The organism is Glutamicibacter arilaitensis Re117 (assembly GCF_000197735.1).
Taxonomy (GTDB): domain Bacteria; phylum Actinomycetota; class Actinomycetes; order Actinomycetales; family Micrococcaceae; genus Glutamicibacter; species Glutamicibacter arilaitensis.
In genome coordinates, this window is sequence record NC_014550.1 from 3610262 (window position 1) to 3633724 (window position 23463).

16 protein-coding genes and 1 pseudogene are annotated in these 23463 nt (G+C 59.5%); 4 read left to right on the top strand and 13 right to left on the bottom strand.

Annotated features, from left to right (window positions below; genetic code table 11):
• Positions 1-552: 552 nt before the first annotated feature.
• From AARI_RS17265 to AARI_RS17315, 10 genes and pseudogenes are all read right to left on the bottom strand, one after another.
• Positions 553-1719, bottom strand: a pseudogene (locus AARI_RS17265) (ISL3-like element ISAar19 family transposase); the annotation flags it as partial.
• A gap of 8 nt (positions 1720-1727) precedes the next feature.
• Positions 1728-3035 (bottom strand): ISL3-like element ISAar19 family transposase, encoded by a 1308-nt coding sequence (locus AARI_RS17270; protein ID WP_013347368.1) that lies wholly within the window; start codon positions 3033-3035, stop codon positions 1728-1730.
• 225 nt (positions 3036-3260) lie between these two features.
• The gene (locus tag AARI_RS20310; RefSeq protein ID WP_049862691.1) at positions 3261-7898 is read right to left on the bottom strand and encodes an SdrD B-like domain-containing protein; all 4638 of its coding nucleotides are present in this window, start codon (positions 7896-7898) and stop codon (positions 3261-3263) included.
• A gap of 579 nt (positions 7899-8477) precedes the next feature.
• Complete coding sequence (locus AARI_RS17280; RefSeq protein ID WP_081461191.1) at positions 8478-9677, bottom strand: helix-turn-helix transcriptional regulator; 1200 nt, start codon at positions 9675-9677, stop codon at positions 8478-8480.
• Between the two features lie 81 nt (positions 9678-9758).
• Complete coding sequence (locus tag AARI_RS17285) at positions 9759-10784, bottom strand: hypothetical protein (RefSeq protein WP_013350529.1); 1026 nt, start codon at positions 10782-10784, stop codon at positions 9759-9761.
• Positions 10785-10903: 119 nt separating this feature from the next.
• The gene (locus AARI_RS17290; RefSeq protein WP_013350530.1) at positions 10904-11218 is read right to left on the bottom strand and encodes a hypothetical protein; all 315 of its coding nucleotides are present in this window, start codon (positions 11216-11218) and stop codon (positions 10904-10906) included.
• 258 nt (positions 11219-11476) lie between these two features.
• Positions 11477-12859: an allantoinase AllB gene (gene allB, locus AARI_RS17295; protein WP_013350531.1), complete on the bottom strand. Its 1383-nt coding sequence runs from the start codon at positions 12857-12859 to the stop codon at positions 11477-11479.
• 151 nt (positions 12860-13010) lie between these two features.
• Complete coding sequence (gcl, locus tag AARI_RS17300; protein ID WP_013350532.1) at positions 13011-14804, bottom strand: glyoxylate carboligase; 1794 nt, start codon at positions 14802-14804, stop codon at positions 13011-13013.
• Between the two features lie 269 nt (positions 14805-15073).
• On the bottom strand, positions 15074-15973 hold the full coding sequence (locus tag AARI_RS17310; RefSeq protein WP_013350534.1) for a 2-hydroxy-3-oxopropionate reductase: 900 nt from the start codon (positions 15971-15973) through the stop codon (positions 15074-15076).
• Between the two features lie 33 nt (positions 15974-16006).
• Positions 16007-16798, bottom strand: coding sequence for a hydroxypyruvate isomerase family protein (locus AARI_RS17315; RefSeq protein ID WP_013350535.1), 792 nt, complete (start codon positions 16796-16798; stop codon positions 16007-16009).
• A 700-nt stretch (positions 16799-17498) separates the two neighbouring features.
• On the opposite strand from AARI_RS17315, the gene AARI_RS17320 reads away from it, so the two are divergent.
• Together AARI_RS17320 and AARI_RS17325 are read left to right on the top strand one after the other, a co-directional pair.
• Complete coding sequence (locus AARI_RS17320) at positions 17499-18962, top strand: NCS1 family nucleobase:cation symporter-1 (protein ID WP_065763537.1); 1464 nt, start codon at positions 17499-17501, stop codon at positions 18960-18962.
• A 9-nt stretch (positions 18963-18971) separates the two neighbouring features.
• Positions 18972-19718, top strand: coding sequence for an aspartate/glutamate racemase family protein (locus tag AARI_RS17325; protein WP_013350537.1), 747 nt, complete (start codon positions 18972-18974; stop codon positions 19716-19718).
• Between the two features lie 329 nt (positions 19719-20047).
• Here AARI_RS17325 and AARI_RS17330 read toward each other — a convergent pair whose 3' ends face one another.
• The 3 genes from AARI_RS17330 to AARI_RS17340 form a co-directional block, all read right to left on the bottom strand.
• On the bottom strand, positions 20048-20578 hold the full coding sequence (locus AARI_RS17330) for an ASCH domain-containing protein (protein ID WP_013350538.1): 531 nt from the start codon (positions 20576-20578) through the stop codon (positions 20048-20050).
• 43 nt (positions 20579-20621) lie between these two features.
• Positions 20622-20933: a hypothetical protein gene (locus AARI_RS17335; RefSeq protein WP_013350539.1), complete on the bottom strand. Its 312-nt coding sequence runs from the start codon at positions 20931-20933 to the stop codon at positions 20622-20624.
• Positions 20934-21636: 703 nt separating this feature from the next.
• Complete coding sequence (locus AARI_RS17340; RefSeq protein WP_013350540.1) at positions 21637-22323, bottom strand: NAD(P)H-binding protein; 687 nt, start codon at positions 22321-22323, stop codon at positions 21637-21639.
• A 176-nt stretch (positions 22324-22499) separates the two neighbouring features.
• Here AARI_RS17340 and AARI_RS17345 point away from each other — a divergent pair, with 176 nt between their 5' ends.
• Positions 22500-22721, top strand: a complete 222-nt coding sequence (locus AARI_RS17345; protein WP_013350541.1) for a hypothetical protein — start codon at positions 22500-22502, stop codon at positions 22719-22721.
• 9 nt (positions 22722-22730) lie between these two features.
• A complete protein-coding gene (locus AARI_RS17350; protein ID WP_013350542.1) occupies positions 22731-23258 on the top strand; it encodes a DUF488 domain-containing protein in 528 nt (175 codons plus the stop codon).
• Positions 23259-23463: the final 205 nt, after the last annotated feature.

Sequence of the window (23463 nt, forward strand, 5' to 3'; positions counted from 1 at the left end):
GCTCGTCCTGGCGGCAGCGTAGAAAACGAGATTCCCCATGCCGTGCCGGAGTGGTTTGGAGATTTCTTGGGCACGTGTTTTCTTGCCAACGATGAACATCCATTCGATGGATCCATAGAGGTAGAGGGCATTGGGGCCTACTTCGTGACGGCACTTTCGCAGAAATTCTGACAATACGTATCGGCGAGCAAGCAATCCCCGTGATGGCGAGAGCTGCACGTGTCAGCCCAATACTGGTTTCAACGGAGGGCCCTAAATCTTGGCGGCTTTTCGCTGATGGCTCGCCGGGCGGAGAAAAACAAGTGCCTGAAATTCAGGATGACCAGTGATTTGATCGAGACGTCCTGAGATCCACAAATCCCTTGAAGTCGAGGTTCTGATGAGGGCACTGGACGGACAAGGAATCAGCAACACCCCATACGGGCAGACCTGTTGAGTCAAGCTCAGGGCGGTTTGGAGCAACTGTCCGTTTTTGCACATCGTCCGGATACGCAAAACGCCCGACTGGAAAATTATTTCCAGTCGGGCGTATGCGCGAACTTTCGTGGCTCTTCAGGATTGAGGGTGTAAACGCCGTCTAAACCCACCGGTCTCCAACAACGACCGGGCGATATAGTGCGCCAGATTCTTGAACCCCAACGCGATACCTCGCAGATGCTCCAACCTGCCATTCAAAGCCTCGGTAGGACCATTCGAACTACCAATATGATCAAAGTACGCGAGAATGTCCGTCTTCCTCCTGCGCAGGGTGCCGCCGAGCTTTTTCAGCTCCGGCAACCCTTTCGGTACCTTCGTGCCAACTTCGTTGATCAGTTGCTCCAAGGCCCACCGTCCGACCTCGGGCTTCGGTTGCCGGTAGGCATCCACCATCTTCTGATACACGCTCCAGACCAATTGAACCGGCTCATACTCCGGCTCCTTGAACAGGTCTTCAAGCTTGGTCTTCTGCTTTTCCGTAGCCAAGGATAGTCCCGTGGTCAGCGTTCGCCTGCACTTGTAAAGCGGGTCATCCTTGCGTCCTCGACGCCCATGTTGCTCACGTTGAATCCGTTGCCGGGTCTGGTCCAGCGCCTCGGAACCTAGTTTGACTACATGGAATGGATCCAACACCTCCACCGCGTGGGGTAGCTCCTCGACGGCAGCTGTTTTGAAGCCGGTGAAACCGTCCATTGCGACGACTTCAATGCCCTGTTTCCATTGTTCTTCTTGATCAGCCAGCCAGGTTTTGAATACAGCTTTGGATCTTCCAGGGACCATGTCGATCAGTCGTGCGGTACCGGTGCCGTCACGCACCGCGGTGAGGTCCACAATCACGGTGACGTATTTGTCGCCGGTTCGGGTATGCCGCCAAACATGTTCATCGACTCCCAGCACTTTGACCCCGTCGAAGCGGGTTGGATCATCAATCAGTAAGCGTTGACCTTCAGCCAGCACAGCCTCATTGGCGGTATTCCAGGTGACGCCGAGGCCTTCGGCAATTCGGGAGACTGACAAGTGGTGGCAGACCAGTCCAACCAGCGCCCAGCGTAGCCCGGTCCTGCTGATTTTCTGGCGTGGCGCTACTGCTTGGGACAGCTCTTCACGCCAGACTCGTTGGCAATTGGCGCAACGGTAGCGGCGGTGTTTGATGACTAGGACAGTGGGACGCCAGCCCAATGGTTCGTGGGCGAGGCGGCGAGTGACGGTATCGCGTGGAATGCCTGCTGCTCCGCAGGTTTGGCGGCTCTTCAGGATTGAGGGTGTAAACGCCGTCTAAACCCACCGGTCTCCAACAACGACCGGGCGATATAGTGCGCCAGATTCTTGAACCCCAACGCGATACCTCGCAGATGCTCCAACCTGCCATTCAAAGCCTCGGTAGGACCATTCGAACTACCAATATGATCAAAGTACGCGAGAATGTCCGTCTTCCTCCTGCGCAGGGTGCCGCCGAGCTTTTTCAGCTCCGGCAACCCTTTCGGTACCTTCGTGCCAACTTCGTTGATCAGTTGCTCCAAGGCCCACCGTCCGACCTCGGGCTTCGGTTGCCGGTAGGCATCCACCATCTTCTGATACACGCTCCAGACCAATTGAACCGGCTCATACTCCGGCTCCTTGAACAGGTCTTCAAGCTTGGTCTTCTGCTTTTCCGTAGCCAAGGATAGTCCCGTGGTCAGCGTTCGCCTGCACTTGTAAAGCGGGTCATCCTTGCGTCCTCGACGCCCATGTTGCTCACGTTGAATCCGTTGCCGGGTCTGGTCCAGCGCCTCGGAACCTAGTTTGACTACATGGAATGGATCCAACACCTCCACCGCGTGGGGTAGCTCCTCGACGGCAGCTGTTTTGAAGCCGGTGAAACCGTCCATTGCGACGACTTCAATGCCCTGTTTCCATTGTTCTTCTTGATCAGCCAGCCAGGTTTTGAATACAGCTTTGGATCTTCCAGGGACCATGTCGATCAGTCGTGCGGTACCGGTGCCGTCACGCACCGCGGTGAGGTCCACAATCACGGTGACGTATTTGTCGCCGGTTCGGGTATGCCGCCAAACATGTTCATCGACTCCCAGCACTTTGACCCCGTCGAAGCGGGTTGGATCATCAATCAGTAAGCGTTGACCTTCAGCCAGCACAGCCTCATTGGCGGTATTCCAGGTGACGCCGAGGCCTTCGGCAATTCGGGAGACTGACAAGTGGTGGCAGACCAGTCCAACCAGCGCCCAGCGTAGCCCGGTCCTGCTGATTTTCTGGCGTGGCGCTACTGCTTGGGACAGCTCTTCACGCCAGACTCGTTGGCAATTGGCGCAACGGTAGCGGCGGTGTTTGATGACTAGGACAGTGGGACGCCAGCCCAATGGTTCGTGGGCGAGGCGGCGGGTGACGGTATCGCGTGGAATGCCTGCTGCTCCGCAGGTTTGGCACCAAGGGATCGGGTTGGTGACGTGGCAGAGGATTTCGGCTTTCGCTGCGCTCAGGTGTTGCCCGATTGCGGTCAGTCCCAAGCCGTCAAGATTGGTGAAAGTGGTGAGGTCTGGTGCGGTGAAGGTAGGATTGAGCAACGTCGAGGTCTTTCGAAAATGGCTAGTGTAGTAACTTCCATTCTTCTGGAAGACCTCGACTTTTTCGTGCTCGGCGACATGCCCGGGAATCGGGGTGTTGGTTTCAGGTGGTTACACTCTTATTCCTGAAGAGCCACTTTCGTCAACAGCCTAGATGGTCGATCTTACGACGATCGCTAGAGCCTGCTCGATGAACAGTTCATAGCCTCATTCGATTCATAGGCTTCAGCCATGACGGCGGTTGCTGCGCCGAGACATCAGCACACCGGCAGCTGCCAAGAGGAGTCCAGCAATCAACACGTACATCGCAGTGAACCCGGTGTCTGCAAGCTTGTCATCCTTTTCGGACGACTGCGGAGCTTCGGATGAGTCCTCAGTCGGAGTCGACTTCTGAACGACGTTTTCCTCGGCTTCATCGGATTCACTAGGTTCCGTAGAACCCACAGTCGAGTCAGTAGGCTCAGCCGGATCAGTCGAGTCAGTAGGCTCAGCCGGATCAGTCGAGTCAGTAGGCTCAGCCGGATCAGTCGAGTCAGTAGGCTCAACCGGATCAGTAGGCTCGGTCGGCTCAACAGTAGGTTCCGTAGGGTCCACAGTCGGCTCAGTCGGGTCAACAGTAGGTTCCGTAGGGTCCACAGTCGGCTCAGTCGGGTCAACAGTAGGTTCCGTAGGATCTACAGTCGGCTCGGTCGGCTCAACAGGCTCAGTCGGGTCAACAGTAGGTTCCGTAGGATCCACAGTCGGCTCAGTCGGGTCAACAGTAGGTTCCGTAGGATCCACAGTCGGCTCAGTCGGGTCAACAGTAGGTTCCGTAGGATCCACAGTCGGCTCAGTCGGGTCAACAGTAGGTTCCGTAGGATCCACAGTCGGCTCAGTCGGGTCAACAGTAGGTTCCGTAGGATCCACAGTCGGCTCAGTCGGGTCAACAGTAGGTTCCGTAGGATCCACAGTCGGCTCGGTCGGATCCACAGTCGGCTCAGTCGGGTCAACAGTAGGTTCCGTAGGATCCACAGTCGGCTCAGTCGGATCCACAGTCGGTTCCGTAGGATCCACAGTCGGCTCAGTCGGATCCACAGTCGGCTCAGTCGGATCCACAGTCGGCTCAGTCGGATCCACAGTCGGCTCGGTCGGCTCAACAGGCTCAGTCGGGTCAACAGTAGGTTCCGTCGGATCCACAGTCGGCTCGGTCGGCTCAACAGGCTCGGTCGGGACTGGCTTGACGACAAATCCGAAGTCCAGGGTTGGATCGCGGTCGCCGTCGTTGGTCAGCCCCTCGGACTTGGCTTCCCAAGTCGAGGAATCGCCTTCGCGATCGGTGCCGTTCTCAACCGTTGGAACATAAGGAGCCAATGGCTCCTTGGAAGCTTCCTGGTCGATAATCACGGTGTACGACTGTCCGTCTTCGAGAACCGGAAGATTCTCGAAGGTGTAGAAGCCGTTTTCGTCGGTGGTGGTCGGTCCTACAGGATCACCGTTAACATCGATCACCGGTTCGCCCTCAGGGCCAACCAGGGTGAGAACGACGTTTTCGATCCCAGGCTCGGCATCGTCCTGGATGCCATCCTTGTTCTCATCAACCCAGACGTAGTCGCCAACAGAAACCTTCGGTTCCTGCTTCAGGACTACACCGGCATCCCACGTCGGGTCGATACCCTCGGTAGCCTTGACTTCCTGATCAGAGTATTCCTTGGTCAGGGCGGTGTTCTGCTCGTCCAGGGTGAACTTGATGGTCAGGCCGGTCTGCGGATCAGCATCCGAGTCGGTGGCATCATCCTCGCCAGCATCCTGCGAAGTGAACTCGTACTTCGCAGCCTGCTCTTCGGTCAGCTCGAACTTCACCTGGTAATCGCCAGCTGGCAATTCATCGAAGATATAGCGGCCGTTGGCATCGGTGGCCGTCTCGCTGACGACCTCGCCATTGCCATCAAGTAGAGCGACCTTGACGCCTTCAAGGACCTCGGCATCACCCTGGACGCCGTCCTTGTTGCCATCAACCCAAACGTAGTCGCCTACGGCAAAGGTCTTGGCCGGCGCCTCTCCCGGGACGTTGTAGAAGACGGCGGCTTCGGACGAGCCGTCCGCGGCAACGGTGACCTCCAGCAGTTCTTCGGAAAGCTCATACCCTGCTGGGGCAACGACTTCCTTGACCTTGTAGGTGCCTGGGGCGGGAACCGTCACGTTCTTGATTTCCTCGCCGGAAGCCACGCGCAGGGCACCGTCCATGACAAAGACATCATCGACGACAACCGTGCCTTCAGCGTCCAGGATCTGGAAGCGGGCGTTCTCATCCGAGATGACGTTGAGAGTATCTTCTGCATCGACCTTGGAAATAGACAGCGGGTAGCCATCGGTCGGCGTAATCGTTGCCTTCGTGCTGCCGATGATGTTCTCGATTGCCACGTCTGCTTCGAAATCAACGATCTCGACGAGGACGTTCACCGAGGCAGCACCCTGCGAGGCATCAAGTACCGTACCCTGCTTCTGGTACAGCACCACGGTGCCGGACGGAGCATCGGCGCTCGGAGCGTCGTAGCGGGCCTGGACGTTGCCCTTCAGGTCCTGGACATCCATGCTCGCATTGATGTGGGAATCAACGCTGGAATCCGGGACGAACCCGAGGAATTTCATTCCCGCTGGCAGCACGTCAACGACGTCGAAGATCTTGACACCGGTGTAGTTGCCGTGGGGAATCAGTGCCACGTTGTATACGTACTTCGGCTGGACCAGTTTCCCGTCCGGATCGACTTCAGCGCGAAGATTCTGGGTCCAGTCCTGGTTCGGGCTGTCGCGCACGCTCTTGCGGATCTCCGCTTCGTCGCCGTACGAGGTCGCTTCGCTCACGGCCTCGGACCAGTACAACGCCTTGCCGTCTTCGCCGAAGAGGGTGGCCTTGTTCTTGATCTGCAAGGTCTGCTTTCCAGCGAATTCCTTGGTGTTCAGCGTCAGGTCAAGGGAGAACTGCTTGTCGATTCCCCACTCGGCGACCTTGCCGGCGCCGGCTTCGCTCAGCTTGATGACCAGCTGCTGCTGGTCATTGAGCGAGACAGTGAAATCTTCGGGCGCCATGGTGCGCCACCATTCGTAGGTGGCGGTAATCTGCGAGGCAATCTGCTCGAGGTCGCTGACCTCGAAGACCTTGGTGTCCACGTAGTCGATGATCGTGCTCTTGGTCAGGTCGATGCCCTTGCCTGCCCCAACGGTAAAGGTGTACTTCACCGGAGCCGAAGTGCCGGGATCAATCTCGACCATGGCTGCATCGCTCCTCTTCTTGAAGTAGTTCGGTGCGTTGAACCCTTCCTCATTGGATTCCTGGGCCAGCAGGTTCACAACGTTGTTGTACCCATTCTTGCCCGGCCCGTATTCCGTGTTCAGTTTCCATTCGGCGCGGTTTGCCAGCTGGTACTTGCTTTGGCCCGGTACATCGGTCCAGCCTTTGGAAAGGCCGCTGACGGTGTGGATCGTGGCCTTCGCGCTGACCGATACATTCAGATCGGTTCCCTTGCCGATGTTGATGTGCATCTTCTGGCCCTCAACGAAGTACGTTCCCACGTAGTCGTCGCCGGCAAAAGCGGCCAGGGCGACCGGAGCAATCTGCTCCAGCTCGATGCCCGTAGCGGTCACGAAGGAAGGGTCCCCGGTATTCCAGGTGGCTTGGGTCGGCAATGCATCGGAGATGATGACGTTATCCGTCAGAGTCTTCTTGACGTTGGAACCGTCCCAGGAGCGCAGATCCGAGGCGATGGTATAAGTGATGTCCTGGGCGGGATCCAGGGTGCCGTCCTCGGCAGGATCGACGTTCTGCGAGCTCCAGTTAGCGCTCTTCTTCAGTCCGCCGCTGTTCGGTCCGGGCAGGCCGGAAACGGTACCGGCGATGTTTCCGCCGATGCTCATGGTCGCTTCGCGGTCCGCCTCACCCAAGGTTGCGGTGTTCTTCAGGTTGACGCGGTAGCTGCCGCCATTTTCCTTGTTGACCTTGTCCGCTTCGGCCTGCAGCTGTGCTTCCAGGGCTGCGCGTGCGGACTCATCGGCAACGGCGGCCTTGTAGGTGATCACGGTCTGGGAAGGACCTGGCAGATCCAGCTCGCCAGCAAAGGTACTCCCGTTGACGACGGGGGCGAATTCCACGGCGGATTGGGCCTTGTTCAAGCCGTTCTCGTCCCAGGTGCTTTGCGCCGCGGTGAACGAGCCCGCTATATAAGACATGGTTTCCGGCAGGACATCGGAAATTGCATAGCCCGGATTAGCGGCATTGGTGCCAACGGTGAGGGTGTACTCCACTGGCGCACCGATGACCGCCGGGTCAACGCTGACCTTCTGGGTATCCGGATCGTATTTCATGAACTTGTTCAGATTGCCGTTTTTGGAAATGTGCTTGCTCGAGCCGTCATTCACGTTGGCGAATTCGTCGCCGCCGTTCTTGATGATCACCTCAAGCGAGCTCTCTTCGCCGTCAACCGACCAGGAGATCTTATCCAGCGAGCTGTTTTCGACCGGGTTCACTACGAAATCCAGGGCGAGGACGCCCTGGCCGCTGCCAGCGGGCCATGGGTCGGCGAAGGTCACCAGCACGGTGTTCGGATCATTGGGATCCTGCTGGATGGACTTCACCGCATCATTGCCGGCCGGAACAGAAGCCACGGACACGTTCGCACCGAGCTTGATGGCCACGGTCGATCCCGGAACCACCTTGGTTCCGTCGTACTGGAGCATCATGGTCAGCTGCTGGTTCTCGGTGACTACGGATGTGCCATCGAATTTCTCGTTGCCGAGATTGACATCAACGCTGATACCGGGAGTCGCGGCCGCAGCGATGGTTCCACCCATACCCATCACCGAACCGAAGGACAATAGCACGGCCAGCATGATTGCCAGGACCGAGCGCAGTGCGCCACTGGTTCTAATGGGTAATTGATCTGGTGTGGATGCATCTCCAGACGCAGAACGCCGTCTATACATTTATTGTGTCCTCCGGGAATGTACGAGTTCAATCGGATTCAGGATTTTTCCTTAGGCCAACTAGAACCATAACCGCGCGAGAATCACCCGGGATTTGACGTGCGAACCATAATTTTCAGCTCTTTCACATGTACCGGATCCATTACCGAGCCCGCGTTCCCGGTATGCGTTCCCCGCCGGATGCAGAGACCTGGGGCTTCCCTTTGCGCCCCTGGCTTCCCAGTCAGAGACCTGGATGGAGGAAAATGCTCCGAATAAGCAAGCTAACCGGGGTTTCCGCACCATTCGACAGCATTTGCTGGTCCTCGATTCGCGGCTGCGACGGGCAGGCGAGAAACCAGCCAACGATCTCGCTTGGGGTAATGCGGGCCACAAATGCCTATCACGCTGCGCCTAGCCACAGAATTGGCCCTCCGGTGCAATTTCAGATCCGCGTTTAATCGTTTCACCCTGGAATTCACCCTTCTGGCCAATTCTTCCTAGGATTCAAAGCCCCAAGGTCCGTGCTTGGAGCAGCATTTGTTCCAGGCTCGTTGCCCCAAGTTTCCGGTACAGGCTTCGGATTTGGGTCTTGATGGTGTTCTCCGACCGGAAAGTTTCTTCGGCTATTTCCTTCCGGCTCTTTCCCTCGCGCAGGTGCCAGAGCACCTCCCGTTCACGGGGTGTGAGTGCGGGCCGGGCAACGGGCCCGGAATGCTGTTCGCCAGCCAACCGGGTGAGTCGATGGTCGAATTCCGGAGCGAGTTCAAGCAGGCTGCCGATCGCAGTCCAGCCGGGAATCAGTTTGAGCATAGCAATTTCATAAAGGCCGCCTGAATCCTCATGGATCAGCCGGATCATCGCGACACTCTCGCCGGTTGGTCCTGCCGCGCTGCGCGCAATGATTTCCGCATACTTGGCCAAGTTGCTGCCAACGCGAAGCCCCATGGATTCCCTGCCGTGGCGCAGCTGTGCCATGGCCGCGTCCGGATCGCCATCGACAAGGTTCTTCACTGCCAGCAATGCCGGATCGATTGCGCTGCGGTCGAACTCTTCGGAAAAATAGGAACGTTCGAGCAGTGCGACGGCGGCCAGAATGTCATCAAGCAGCCCTCGCGCCAGCGGAGCTCGCGACGACGCGGAACGTTGCCTGCGCAGTTGGAGGATGAGTTTTTCCGCTGCGGATGGCAGGCCCAGGATGATCTTCTCTGCGGCTAGCAAGTAGGCGTGCACCGGCCACAATTCGTTCATGTCAGGGGTTCGGGGAAGCTTTGACAGCTCGAATCGCACCAGTTCCGCGTCGAGGGTCCTCAGCGCAAGGCACGCGCGAGCCAGGATCGCTTCGCGATCCACACTCGCAATGTCCCGGCTCACTTGGGAAAGGTGCTGTTCGTGTTCGCTCAAGTAGCCAGCGGCGGCAGCGGCGTTGCCTTTCAGCGCATGCAGCAATGCAAGTTTTCCGGCCGAGCCTGAGAGCAAGAAAGCATTGCCGGTTCTCCGAGCGGATTCCAGCGCCAGTTCGTAGGATTGCTGCGCTTCAGTTCCCAGCCCGGCCATGAATAAGCTGTTGCCTGCCTGGGCCTGGGCCAGCGCTGCCAGTGTTGGCCTGACCGCATTGGCCGCATAGGCTTTGTGCAGCGCGTTGCGCATCCGCAGCGCCGCTTCCCCGGACTGGACATACATGCCGTTCATCCGCAGGTAGAGCATTTCCAGCAGGCCGATGCTTACCGCCCAGGCACCCGGGCTAAGGTAGTGCCGGTCCGCTTCCTGCCGCAGGGCTTGCGCCAGCTAATCTTTCTGGTATTCGTCAGCCAGATGCGGAGCTTGCAGGCCAGAATCGTTGCCCGTGAACTCGTCGAGAATCCTCAGGCCCAGCCCGAAGTAGGCGTTCTTCCCGGAGATAAAAGGCGGGATGCGCTGGGCCAGTTCGATGAACTTCGCGAAGTCCAGCAAGAGCAGCTCATTCCAGTGTCCAGTTACCAGCCGATTAAGCACGCTCCAGCGTTGCTGTTCAATTGCGGCATCCGCAGTGGCCTGTAGCCCGTGCACGCTGGTTACCGCTTCGAGCGATGCCTCTTCGAGGAGCTCCATCCGCTGTGCACCGGCAGCTTGGATCCGCTCGCGCAGCAGAGCGCGCACCATCGATGGCATCAGCCACCCTTGTTCCGGATGCTCCTGCAAGAGGCCAGCCTGGACCAGGTCGTTTAGGGTGTGAGGGTCGGAGCGGAAATGGCTGTAGAAGATTTCCACCGTTGATTGGTCGAAGACTGGCAGGATAGCGGCTTCTGACAAGTCCCATTCCGGATCGTGGTGCGCCAGCCAAGTGGAGAGTGCTGCACGCAGCTTCTGGCGTGCTGGATCAGCTAGGCGAGGATCACGCACCAGAAGCTGGACCGCCCCGAGCCACCCTCCGCAGTTGCTGTAGACCTCGGCGGCGGCTTCCCAGGAGCCGGCACCGTCTCCGAGCATTGCGGCGATCTCAGCTTGATCCAAAAGCAGGTCGCGTTGCTGGGCAAAAAGGATCTTGGCCGTCAACGTCAAATGCCACACTGTATGCCCCGGCGCAAGCACCACGGCAGCGTGGAGCTGCGGATCCTGGGCTAGCTGCAGGGAAATCTTCTCGAGTTCTTCCAGCGCTTCGTATGGGTGCTCCGAGAAATCATGGACGACACCTTTTCGGTCGCCGATCCAGGATCTTGCAAACCAGGTCCGCCCGGTTTCGGGCGCTGCGCTCACCAGCAAGAGGCGTGACTCGGGATCTGCCCAGCGCAGGAAGCGCGGCAATGCCGGGTGCACCCGGGTTGTCTCAACCACCGCTACACCTCCAGGCCATTATCGCGCGGGCCAACCCGAGTGCAGCCCTGTCTAGATATTGAGACTACCAATCTCGTCTTTGACTAACCACCGTGTGGCGGCCGCTCTAGCCGCGACCCTCATTGGCTGTCTTCGAAACCGCGGTTCAAGGTTCCTGGCCGGCGCAGATCCCCGAGCGGCGAAAGCACATCGATGCGCGGCGCGCGGCCCTGATTTGCCGGTTCCCCGGGACGAGCGAAATGAGCTGGCGAAGCATAGCCGGTGCGCTTCTCGTTCCGGAGTTGGCGGCGCCAATGGACATAGGTCTTGATCCCGAAAGCCAGCAGCACGGCCATGACCACGAGCCCGAGGACTACGGAGGCCTGGACGACCTCGCCCAGGGAAAGTTCGTCGACATCCTGGGTCAGCATCGAGGCAGCAGTATTCGCGATCATACCCAATTCCTATTATCTAGAGTTGCGACTGCTTCATCCCCAAGTGGATGCCAGTCTATGGGCTGCATTGGCACAGTGGCCGGTGACACGGCAATCGATACGCGTTTGCTATCAATTGCTGGAACGCCCGGGAACCACGTGATGAATACGTTGCAAACCGCAGTGGTTCGCCGCTGCGGATCGGCTAGAGTTTCCAGCGGAAAATGGCTTCGGCATCCTGCTTGCGCAGGATGCCGAAGCCATAGATCGTTGCGGAGCCTAGCTCTCGCGGCGAATCAGCTGCCCCGTTGGCTTCTGGAAGTCCACGTCGGCCCCGGCAATGATGGACCGGCGGACCACGCCGCTTAGCGTCTTGCCCTGGTACGGGGAGATCGGGTTCTTGTGGTGCAGCTTCTGAACGTCCACCTCGAAGGTGTCCTCCGGAGCGAAGACCGCGAAGTCGGCATCCTTGCCTTCCTCGATGCTGCCCTTGGCGCTCAGGCCGGCAAGCTTCGAGGGATTCACGCCCATCCACTGCACAACCTGTTCCAGCTTCAGTCCGCGCTTCTTCGCCTCGCTCCAGATCAGGGGCAGGCCCAGCTGCAGCGAAGCCACTCCGCCCCAGGCCACGCCGAAGTCGCCGTTCTCCACATCCTTCAGATCGATGGTCGATGGGGAATGATCCGAAACGATGCAGTCGATGACGCCTTCTTCCAGGCCCTTCCAGAGCAGCTCGCGGTTGTCGTTCTCGCGGATCGGCGGGCAGCATTTGAAGGCGGTGGCGCCGTCGGGGATTTCCTCGGCCAGCAAGGTCAGGTAGTGCGGGCAGGTTTCCACGGTGAGCAACACGCCCTCGGCCTTCGCTTCGCGGATCATCTGAAGCGCATCCGAGCTGGACAGGTGCAGCACGTGGGCGCGCACTCCGGTCTTGCGGGCGCGTTCGATCACCTGCGCGATAGCGGTGTTCTCGGCATCGCGCGGGCGCGAGTCCAGGAAGCCGGCGTACTTGCCGCCCACCGGCTGCGGGGAGTTGCCGATGATATCGGAGTCCTCGGCGTGCACGATCATCAGCGAGTCGAAGGAGGCCAGTTCGGCCATGTCCTCTTCCATCTCGCCAACGCTCAGGGACGGGAACTCGTCGACTCCCGAATGCAGCAGGAAGCATTTGAAGCCGAAGACTCCGGCCTCGTGCAGCTCACGCAAATCCTTCTTGTTGCCCGGGATGGCACCGCCCCAGAAGCCGACGTTGACATAGGCGTTCTTGGAAGCGGCCGCGCGCTTGATATCCAGTGCTTCGAGGTTCACCGTGGGCGGGATGGAGTTCAGCGGCATGTCCACGATGGTGGTCACGCCGCCGGCCGCGGCGGCCTTGGTAGCCGACTCGAAGCCTTCCCACTCGGTGCGGCCTGGCTCGTTCACATGCACATGGGTATCAACGAGCCCGGGCAGCAGGACCTCGTCGGAGGCCACCTCGATGACGCGCTCTGCGGCCAGCCCGGCACCCAAATCCTGCACGGTAACGATCTTTCCGTCGCGCACGCCGATTTCGCGCGGGGCAATGCCTTGGGCGGTCAGTACTTGCTGGCCGCGCAGCACCAGGTCATAGGTGGTCTCGGTGGCGGTCGGGGACGATGTGCGGCCAACAGCTTCGTTGATGCTCATGAGGTGTTCCTACTCGTTAATTGCTAGGTGCTCTTGGGGCTCGGCAGCTCTATGCCAAGTCTAGATTGTTGTGGCGCGGGGCACACCCATATTGGTGAACCGGTGCCCCGCGCCAAACTTTGCGGGTTGGAGGTCAGCGACGACTGCCCTTTCACGCACCCACGGTGGCCGTGGCTGCCATCGGCACCAACGCGGTTGGTGCATCGGCGGCGTCCAAGGCCAGGTCTTCGAATTCATTGACGGCGTCCAGTTGCGCACCCATGGCAATGTTGGTGACCTTTTCCAGGATCACTTCCACCACGACCGGCACCTGATGCTGCTCGGCCAGCGCGTTGGCCTGCGCGAATCCGGCAGCGAGCTGGCTCGGATCCTCGATGCGCACGGCCTTGCAGCCCAAGCCTTCGGCGACCTTCACATGATCCACGCCGTAGCCCTTGGTCTCCGGGGAGTTGATGTTATCGAATCCCAGGGAGACGTGGTAGTCCATCTCGAAGGCGCGCTGGGACTGGCGGATCAAGCCCAAATAGGAATTGTTGACCACCACGTGCACGTACGGCAGCTTGAACTGCGCGCCGACGGCCAGCTCCTCGATCATGAACTGGAAGTCGTAGTCGCCGGAGAGGGCCACGACCTTTTCCCCGGGCTTGCCACGCACCACGCCCAGGGCCGCCGGTCCGGTCCAGCCCAGCGGGCCGGCCTGCCCGGCATTGATCCAGTTGCGCGGCTTGTAGACATGCAGCATCTGCGCGCCGGCGATCTGGCTCAACCCGATGGTGGACACGTAGGTGGTGTCCTGTCCGAAAGCGGCGTTCATTTCCTGGTAGACGCGCTGCGGCTTGATCGGGATGTTCTCGAAGTTGGTCTTGCGGTGTCCGGTGGACTTGCGTGCGGTGCACTCATCGGCCCACGCCGAATAGTCGGGCAGGGTGCCGGCGGCCTTGCATTCGCGCACGACCTCCAAGATGGCGTCGATGGCGGCCCCGGCATCCGAGGTGATCCCCAGATCAGGGGAGAACACGCGGCCGATCTGCGTGCCTTCGATATCCACGTGGATGAACTTGCGTCCCGCGCGGTAGGTGGCCAGATCTCCGGTGTGGCGGTTGGCCCAGCGGTTGCCCAGGCCAAGCACCACATCCGATTCCAAGAATGTCGCGTTGCCGCACTTGGTATGGGTCTGGATGCCCACCATGCCCGACTGCAGGCGGTGGTCATCAGGGATGGAGCCCCAACCCATCAAGGTCGGGGAAATCGGGATGTTCAACTCTTCGGCCAATGCAACCAATTGCCCACTGGCGTTGGCGTTGATAATGCCGCCGCCAGCGATGATGATCGGCTTTGCTCCCGAAAGGAGCAAGTCCACGATCTTCTCGGCCTGGCCCCGGGTGGCCGCCGGCTGCTGGACCGGCAATGGCTCGTAGGCGTCGATGTCGAAGTCGATTTCGGCCATCTGCACGTTGATCGGCAAATCGAGCAGTGCCGGGCCGGGCCGGCCCGAGCGCATGATCTGGAAGGCCTTGGCGAAGGTGCCCGGAACCAGTCCCGGTTCCAAGATGGTGGAGGCGTATTTGGTGACCGGCTTGGCGATGGACTCGATGTCCACCGCCTGGAAATCTTCCTTGTGCAGCACATTGGTCGGAGCCTGCCCGGTGATGCACAGCATTGGAATGGAGTCGGCGATCGCGGCATACAGCCCGGTGATCATGTCGGTGCCGGCCGGGCCGGAGGTGCCAAGGCACAGGCCGATCTTGCCGGTGGCCCGCGAGTAGCCGTCGGCGGCATGGCTGGCACCCTCGACGTGGCGGTGCAGGGTGTGGCGGATTCCGCCGTGGGCCTTCATGGCCGAATACAGCGGGTTGATGGCAGCGCCTGGCAGGCCGAACGCCTCGGTGGCGCCTTCCTTGGCCAGGATCTGCACGACGGCGTCGATTGCGCGCATCTTGGGCATGGGAATACATCCTTTGGAGCAAGAGTGGGAGAAAGAAAAGATACCTGCGGCGGGAAGCCAAGGTGCATAAGTCACCACAACACCGCTTCCTTGAGCACCAGCTGCCGGCGATGAACTGGAACAAAGCCCATTGCGCGTCGGGTGCGGCGCTCCGGACCCTTGCCGTGTACCAAGGGCCAGAGCGCGTCGTGCTGCAACCGATAGTGCGCAGCCGCCAGCTGAAGAAGCGGGTGACCTCGTTGTTCCCGCCGTAGGAAGATTTGGTGGTGCTAGGCCGGGACCGGGGCGTCAATCTTTCCGGCCAGGCGCTGTACCCCGCGGAAGAGGCCTGAATGGTCCAATGCCCCGTCGCCGGAAGCCACGGTGGAGGTGACCAGCTGGGCAACCAGTGCGCCCAGGGGCAGCACGACCCCCGCCTCGCGGGCCGCGGAGGTCACGATGCCCATGTCCTTGTTGTGCAGGGCCAGGCGGAAGCCGGGGGCGAATTCGCGGTCCAGGATCTTCTGGGCCTTCTGGTCCAGGACCTTGGAGCCGGCCAGTCCCCCGCCGAGCACCGTGATGGCCGCGTCGGTGTCCACGCCATAGGCTTCGAGGAAGATCACGGCTTCGGACAGGGCCTGGATGTTGGCCGCAACGATCAGCTGGTTGGCCGCCTTCACGGTCTGCCCGGAGCCCGAAGGGCCCACCAGCACGATGGTCTTGCCCACCGCTTCGAGCACCGGCTTGGCGGCCTCGAAGTCAGCCTGCTCGCCGCCGACCATGATGGACAGCATGCCCTCGATGGCTCCGGCTTCGCCGCCGGAGACCGGGGCATCCAGCGGGCGCAGCCCGGCATCGAGGGCCGTGGCGGCCAGTTCGACGGCCACGTCGGGGCGGATCGAGGAGTTGTCGATCCATAGCGCGCCGGGCTTCGCGTTCGCGAAAACGCCGTCCGCGCCGAGAACGACAGCTTGGACATCAGGGGAATCCGGGACCATCGTGATGATTGCATCCGCGTCGGCCACGGCTTCGGCGATGGAAGCGGCCTTGGTTCCGCCAGCGGCGGCCAGCTCGTTGCCCGCCTTGTCGCTGCGGTTGTAGCCAGTGACGTTGTAGCCGGTGTTGATCAAGTTCTTGGCCATCGGCAGGCCCATAATGCCCAGTCCGATGAAGGCGATGTTCTGCGACATGTGATTCTCCAAAATCTGTAGTGGGGTAGGCGGTTAGGCGTTGGCGTTGGCCAGCCAGTTGAAGGCGGTAGCCGCATCCTGCTTGTACTCCAAGGCCACCTTGCCGGTGTAGCCCAGTTCCATCGAGCGGCTGATCCACTGCTGCAGCGGCAAGTTGCCAGTTCCCGGGGCTCCGCGGCCTGGCGCGTCGGCAATCTGTATATGCCCGAAGTCCTTGGCGTGCGCTTCGATGACCGCAGCGACATCATCGCCGTTGACCGCCAGGTGGTAGAAGTCGGCCAGCAGTGCGATATTTGCCGCACCCTGCGCCTTGACCGTGTTGACGACTTCCAAGGCCTGGGCCGCGGTTTTCAGCGGATAGGCCTCGGTGCCCGAAACCGGCTCAATGAGCACCGTGCCGCCGACCTCGGCAACGCCCTGCGCTGCCGCGACCAGGTTTTCCAGGGCCAGTTCGTCTTGGGCGGCCGGGCTGGCGCCGTCGATGCGATTCCCGTATAGGGCGTTGAAGGCTTTGCATCCGGTGGCCTGGGCGATGGCCACAACCACGTCGATATTTGCCTTGAATTCCGCTTCGCGCCCAATCCAGGAGACAAGGCCCCTGTCCCCTGCCGGCATGTCGCCGGCGAAGAAGTTCAAGCCGTCGAGCTGGACGCCGGCGTTCTTGAGGGAGGCAACGAAATCGTCGACCTGCTTGTCGCTTGGTGCCGCTTCGCTAAATGGCCACCAGAATTCAACGCTGTCGAATCCCGCCTGCTTGGCGGCTTGTGCGCGCTGCAGCAATGGCAGCTCGGTGAGCAGGATCGAGCAGTTCAGAGTGTATGGCACTTGCTTTCCCTTCGAAAACAGCTTCCAAGTATTCCGCTTTGTGGAAGTTCATTTTTGCTTTACGAAAACTCTAGGGCGAGACGCCAATCACTGTCAAGGTATTTCAACCCCGCTTCACTCAAGCTTGGATTCCAGCCCTTCCGCCCATGAATTCCATCGCTTCTTCCATCTCGGCGCCATAGCAAAGTCCGCCATACGAACGCCACATTGCGCAGGTTTTCCGTCATCTGCTTCATAAAATCCCTACTCAAGAAATATCGCGGGGTGAAAATCGCATATTCTATTGCGATAATGTGATGCACCGCATACAGCGGTGGCTACTCACCTGGCAGATATCTCGGAGTGCCCCCTTTAGCTCAGGAGCAGCCATGCTTTCACCACAGTGCCTCATGCGCCCCGCGCGGCACGCAGTTCGACTGCCTCTGCCAGCCATGCCCTTGCTTGGTTCGCCGGCAGAGTTCTATATCAATTTCGGGCAGCCAATTTACCCTTAAGCGGGCCATGTCCCGGTCCAGCGCCTTCGCGCCCGGGAACAGAACGTCTCACTAACCCAAATTCCGTCACCCCGAATTCCCACTACGGCATCGCCATGTCCGGAAGCGAATCAGTGACTCTTTGACAAGGACGTCAACATGCCGCAGGCAACCCCCGAGATGCTGCCCGCTTCGCAGGCCGCACCTCAAAAGACCCCCCCACAGCCATCGACCAGGCCAACCCCTTCGAGCTGAGCGCTTCGCTCTACAACAAGGACTTGGCGCCGACTACCCGCAAGGCACGCACCTGGAACGCCTACAGCATCCTTACGCTGTGGGCCAATGACGTGCATTCACTGGGCAATTACGCATTCGCCATCGGCCTCTTCGCCCTGGGCATGACCGGCTGGCAGATCCTCGGTGCTCTGGGCATCGGTGCGGTGCTGCTCTTCGCCCTGCTGAATCTATCCGGCTTCATGGGCGAGAAGACCGGGGTGCCCTTCCCCGTAATGAGCCGTATCGCCTTTGGCATTACCGGCGCACAGATCCCGACCTTGCTGCGCGGAGCGGTGGCCATTGTCTGGTTCGGCATCCAGACTTATCTGGCAGCGCAAGTGCTCTCGGTCAGGGTGATCGCGGTTGCGCCGGAAGCCGCGAGCCTTGAGCTGACCAGCTTCCTGGGCCTCAATACCCTCGGCTGGATCTGCTTCGTGGCCCTGTGGGCCATCCAGCTGGTGATTGTCAGCTACGGCATGGAAATGATCCGCAAGTACGAGGCCTTCGCCGGTCCGGTCATTCTGGTGAACTTCCTGTCCCTGGCCATCTGGATGCTCTTCGAATCCGGCTTCAACGTGTCCATGAGCACCGGGGTGCCGAAGTCCGGCATCGAAATGTGGACCGCCATGTTCGGCGCCGCTGCCCTCTGGGTCTCCATCTACGGCACCTTCGTGCTGAACTTCTGCGACTTCACCCGCGGTGCCGCTACCAAGCAGGCCATCGTCAAGGGCAACTTCTTCGGCATGCCGCTGAATATGCTTTTCTTCGGAGCCATCGTCGTGGTTCTGACCGGAACGCAGTTCTCCATCAACGGCCAGGTCATCACCTCGCCGTCCGATGTTGTCGGGGCAATCCCGAATACCGTCCTGCTGCTGTTGGCTTCGGCCGCACTGCTGGTGCTGACCATCGCGGTGAACCTGATGGCCAACTTCGTTGCACCGACCTACGCGTTGACCAACCTGTTCCCGAAGAAGCTGGACTTCCGCGGGGCCGCTTTGATCTCCGGTACCATCGGCTTGGTCATCTTGCCTTGGAACCTCTACAACTCGCCGGAAATCATCAATTACTTCCTGGGCGGCCTGGGCGCGCTGCTCGGCCCGCTGTTCGGGATCATCATGGCCGACTACTGGCTGATCCGCAAGGCCCGGATCAACGTCATGGACCTGTACCGCTCGGATGCCAAGGGCATCTACTACTTCACCCGCGGCGTGAACTACCGCGCCGTGATTGCTCTGGCCATCAGCTCGGTCATCGCGCTGCTGCTGGCCTTCGTCCCAGCCATGCACGTGGTCGGTCCCTTCGCCTGGTTCCTCGGATCCGCCGCGGGCGCCTTAGCCTACCTGGCGCTGGCCAAGCGCCAGCACGACCTGGCCGACATCGATGGTGAGCCGATCGCCGTGACACCAACCTACTAGGACGGCATCATGCGAATTCTTATTTTGAATGTCAACACCACCGAATCAATGACCCGCGCCATCGGCGACTCGGCCCGCCAAGCCGCGTCCCCGGGCACCGAAATCGTGGAACTGACCCCGGATTTCGGGGCCGACTCCTGCGAGGGCAACTTCGAGAGCTACCTGGCGGCCATCGCCGTGATGGACAAGGTGATGAGCTACCGCGAGCCGTTTGACGCAGTCATCCAAGCCGGATATGGCGAGCACGTGCGCGAAGGGCTGCAGGAACTGCTCGATGTCCCCGTCGTAGACATCACCGAAGCGGCCGCTTCCACCGCCCAGTTCCTCGGTCACAAGTATTCGGTGGTCACCACGCTGGATCGCACGGTGCCGCTGATCGAAGACCGGCTGAAGCTCGCCGGGCTGACCGATCGACTGGCCTCGGTGCGTGCCAGCGGCCTGGGCGTGCTGGAGCTGGAATCCGATCCGCAGCGTGCGGTCGCCGCCATCGTCGAGCAGTCCAAGCAGGCGGTGGAACAAGACAAGGCCGAAGTCATCTGCTCGGGATGCGGGGGCATGGCCGAGCTCGAAGAACAGGTCAAGGCGGCCACCGGCGTGCCGATCGTCGACGGGGTGCGCGCCGCGGTGACCATCGCCGAGTCTCTGGTGCGCCTGGGACTGAGCACGTCCAAGGTCCGCACCTACGCTCCCCCACGTCCCAAGAAGGTCACTGGCTGGCCGATATCTGTTGAGTCGGCGAGTCTGGCTGCCCGCTAGCTGATGCCAAGCTAAACAGCAGTTACAGCTAAGTGGAACCACAGCCTGCCGACATAGAGTTGTAAGTACCTCATGAAGGTGCGAGTGATGACATGAGAAACCCCGATGCTTCGGCATCGGGGTTTCTTTCGTCTGAAGTTGTTTTCAAAATTTGCTGCACGCACCAGGAAAGGAATTCCACCAGCAAGCTTCGTTGGGCTGCCGGGGTCCAGGTTCCCTTGTTCAGCTCCGGACGTTGGGTAGACAACCGGTCCGGCCTCCCCGTGAATCAAGAACGCTTCGATCGTTTACCGCTCTAGCAACTCGGCTGAGCAGTGAAGCGTGTGGCTTTAGTCAGCGAAGGATGGTGGCCAGCAAATTTCGAATCGTTCCTTGATCAGTTCCCCACCGGGCTTCGTCGTTTCTTCGGGAGTCCAATCAATACCAATTGATTTCTGGGTTCGACGCCAGAACTTGTCGTGTTCACGACGCCAGTGCTCCAGTGACTGATCGCCCTCGCCCTCGGCCACGGCGAAGTCCGCATCAACGTCAAAGAAGGAAGATCGTTCCACGGAAAGCACGCGGAAGATCATTCGGGGCTGACCTTTTCCATCGCAGACGATGCAGTGGTCGCCAACCTGCGGGACACGCTCGTTATAGAAGGCATAGTCACTGGCTAAAGACGAGGTGGCACGCTTGGTTCCGTGGAGCATCTCATGCAACAGTTCATCGGCAAGCGCAGGGTTATCACCGAAGGACTCTGCAACATGGAACGGCTCCTGGTCCGCTGCAATGCCCGCGCTGGCTATATACTCCGCCCACATCTCTTGCGAGGCTTCAGCGTTAACCGGCGGCAATTCTGCAACGGAGTTTTCAGTCATGGCTTGATCCTAGCCGGATATTCTTGTCCGCAACCACCAATTCCTAATCCAGGAAGTGCCGAACTGCTGCAGTTCCTCGCATCTGCCCAAAAGTAGTCCGCGCTTCGGATCGCGAAGAAACCGGTGCCGGGGTTTTCTCATCGCCATCCACGGGTTCTGGAGCCAGTTCTTCCCTGCGCGCATGAGTATTGGTTGAAACAGTCCGTCGTCGCCAGTGAACATAGGTCTTGATGCCGACTATCAGGACGACGGCCAAAACGATCGCCATGATAACGACAGATACCTGCACAACTTCGCCGATCCCGAGCTTGCTGACGTCCTTGGTGAAGATGGATGCTGCAGAAATCAGATTCATTTCAGGTCCCGCATTCGACTTGTTGCCCGGTCAGTTCTTCTTCTTCTTCTTCTTCCTGCCAGTCTATGAAGCCGATGCGCTGGATAAAGGAAATTGAGCGAATCGATACGAGTTTGTTACCCGACTCCCAGAATTCTGCAGGCGAGGATGCAGGAACTTGATCGGACGCCGACCTGCCGTTTATATCTCGCTTTGGCCCGGTTCCAGTTATCACCTATCCGGCCATCGCAAGACGTACGAAGCTTTGCCCATTCAGGGCCCAGGATACAACCCCGAGCATCTTTGGGAGAGCACTTGTTCTCGAAGATCCGCGGGCTTTCGAACATTCCAACAGAAATTTCTGCGGTGACGAATTGCCAGGTCCAACTGTTCTCGAACCACTACCCAGAGCATCGCACCTTGGGGAAAGTCCACCCGTGTACCCAAAATACGAGCTTCGGTGCGCCACCTGCATCGGAATCAAAACCAGCAAGCGAAGGCGGATTGGCTGGATTATTCACTTACCAAGCCAAATAGCAGTTCGATCCCAGTGCGCTCACAGTGAAGGGTTCTAGAGTTATAAGTACCTCATGAAGGCGCGAGTGATGACAAAGAAAACCCCGATGCTTCGGTATCGGGGTTTTCTTATTTCTCCGGCACTACTGACAGGTCTGTGCCTTTAACGCATGCTGGTGTTACGCAGAGCGTGAAGCCTTACTCTGGGCTAAACGATCGCTTCCACGATCGGCATTCCACCGTCGTAGAAGTTCACCGTTGCCCGGCGAGCTGCGTTGTTGGCCAGCACGTGCGTGATGACCTCGGCGACATTTTCGCGCGAGGTATTCGGTGCCTCGCCCTGGGCTGGCTCCCCACTGAGGTTGCCTTCCTGATCAGCCAAGACCACCCGCTTGCTGGCCGGCTGCTGGGTCAGGACGCCTGGGCCGAGAATGGTGTAGTCCAGCTCGGTCTCGCGCAAGAAGGCATCCGCGTCATGCTTGGCCTTGGCATAGGTGTAGAAGGAATCCTGCGGATCCAGAGTATCCACATCTACCAGCGCGCGGCTGTAGGAAACCATTACATAGCGCTTGACTCCGGCCTGCTGCGCGGCTTTCATCGAGCGCACGGCACCCTCGAAGTCCACTGAGCGGGTGCGCTGCTCATTGCCCCCGCCGGCACCGGCTGAGAAGACCACGGCGCTGGCTCCCTTGAAGGCATCTGCCAACTGGTCAATATCCGAACTTTCAATATCCAGCACTACCGGATTAGCTCCGGCAGCTTCCACTTCTGCGGCGTGCTCGGCATTGCGGATCATTGAGTCCACCGCATAACCCCGCTCGACAAGCTTTGGGGCGGCCAGCAAGGCTACCTTGCCGTGACCTCCAATAAGGACTACTCGATTTTCTTCAGCCACTTGGGCCTCCTTCTGATCGGTACTCGTATCTCTAACAACAGCGCTGCCTACTGCACTATTCCTCATAGCTCGGCAATCAGCACGAGTCTGGGTGCTCCCTCAATGCCGGTTAACTTTTCCATCGATGAGCGTACGCTCGGGTGCAAAGCAATCGCACCCGATGACAGGACCGGCTCATGACGCAGAAAACCCTGAACTTGGAACTAAGCAACGACCAGTTCGCTGATCTCACAAACGCCCTGGAAGACCATCGAGAGTACTTCAAGAAACGTGCCAGCGAAGCCCAGCTGGGCTTCGGACTTGACACCGGCTATTGGCAGTCCCGCGCAGCCGAAGTCCAGGAGCTGCTGCAGCTGGTGCAGGGCACTGCCAAGCAAAAGCAGCAATCCTCAGAATAGGGATCACTGATGGCAGAGATCTTCACCGTTGGCCACTCCGATCGCACGATTGGCGAATTCATCAGCTTACTGACGCAGCAGGGCATCGAGCATGTCTTGGATGTACGCAAACTTGCCGGATCCAGCAAGTATCCGCATTTCAATGCGGACACCCTGGCCCAGTCGCTGGCGCAATCAGGCATCGGATATTCCCACGCCCCTAAGTTGAGCGGCCGGCGGCCGGTGAGCAAGGAGGTGGATTTCGAGGTCAATGCGTGGTGGACCAACCGCAGCTTCCACAATTACGCAGACTACGCGTTGAGCCCGGAATTCCTCGCCGCCCTTGACCAGCTCATCGAGCTCTCCGCCCAAGAACGCACGGCCATCATGTGCGCCGAGGCCGTGTGGTGGCGTTGCCACCGGCGGATCATCGCCGATCATCTCATTGCTCGCGGCCAGAACGTCCTGCATCTAATAGACGCCCATGAACCGAAACCCGCACAGCTCAGCGATGGCGCACAGCTAGGTGAACAAGTGACCTATCCGCGCAAGCCATAGCCTTCTTTTAGGTCCGCTCCTTTTATGACGGCCATTTCTGGCACTTTTGCATGCCGCAGCCAAATCAATTAGCGAAGACATCTGGGCGTTATTTGCTCCGAAAATCCCCCAGTCAGATGGGGTAACACTCACCAGGAAGAAATTACATAGCGATACTCTCATTCAAAACCGCTAATTTGGTGACCTAGCTAACACAACTCTGGCT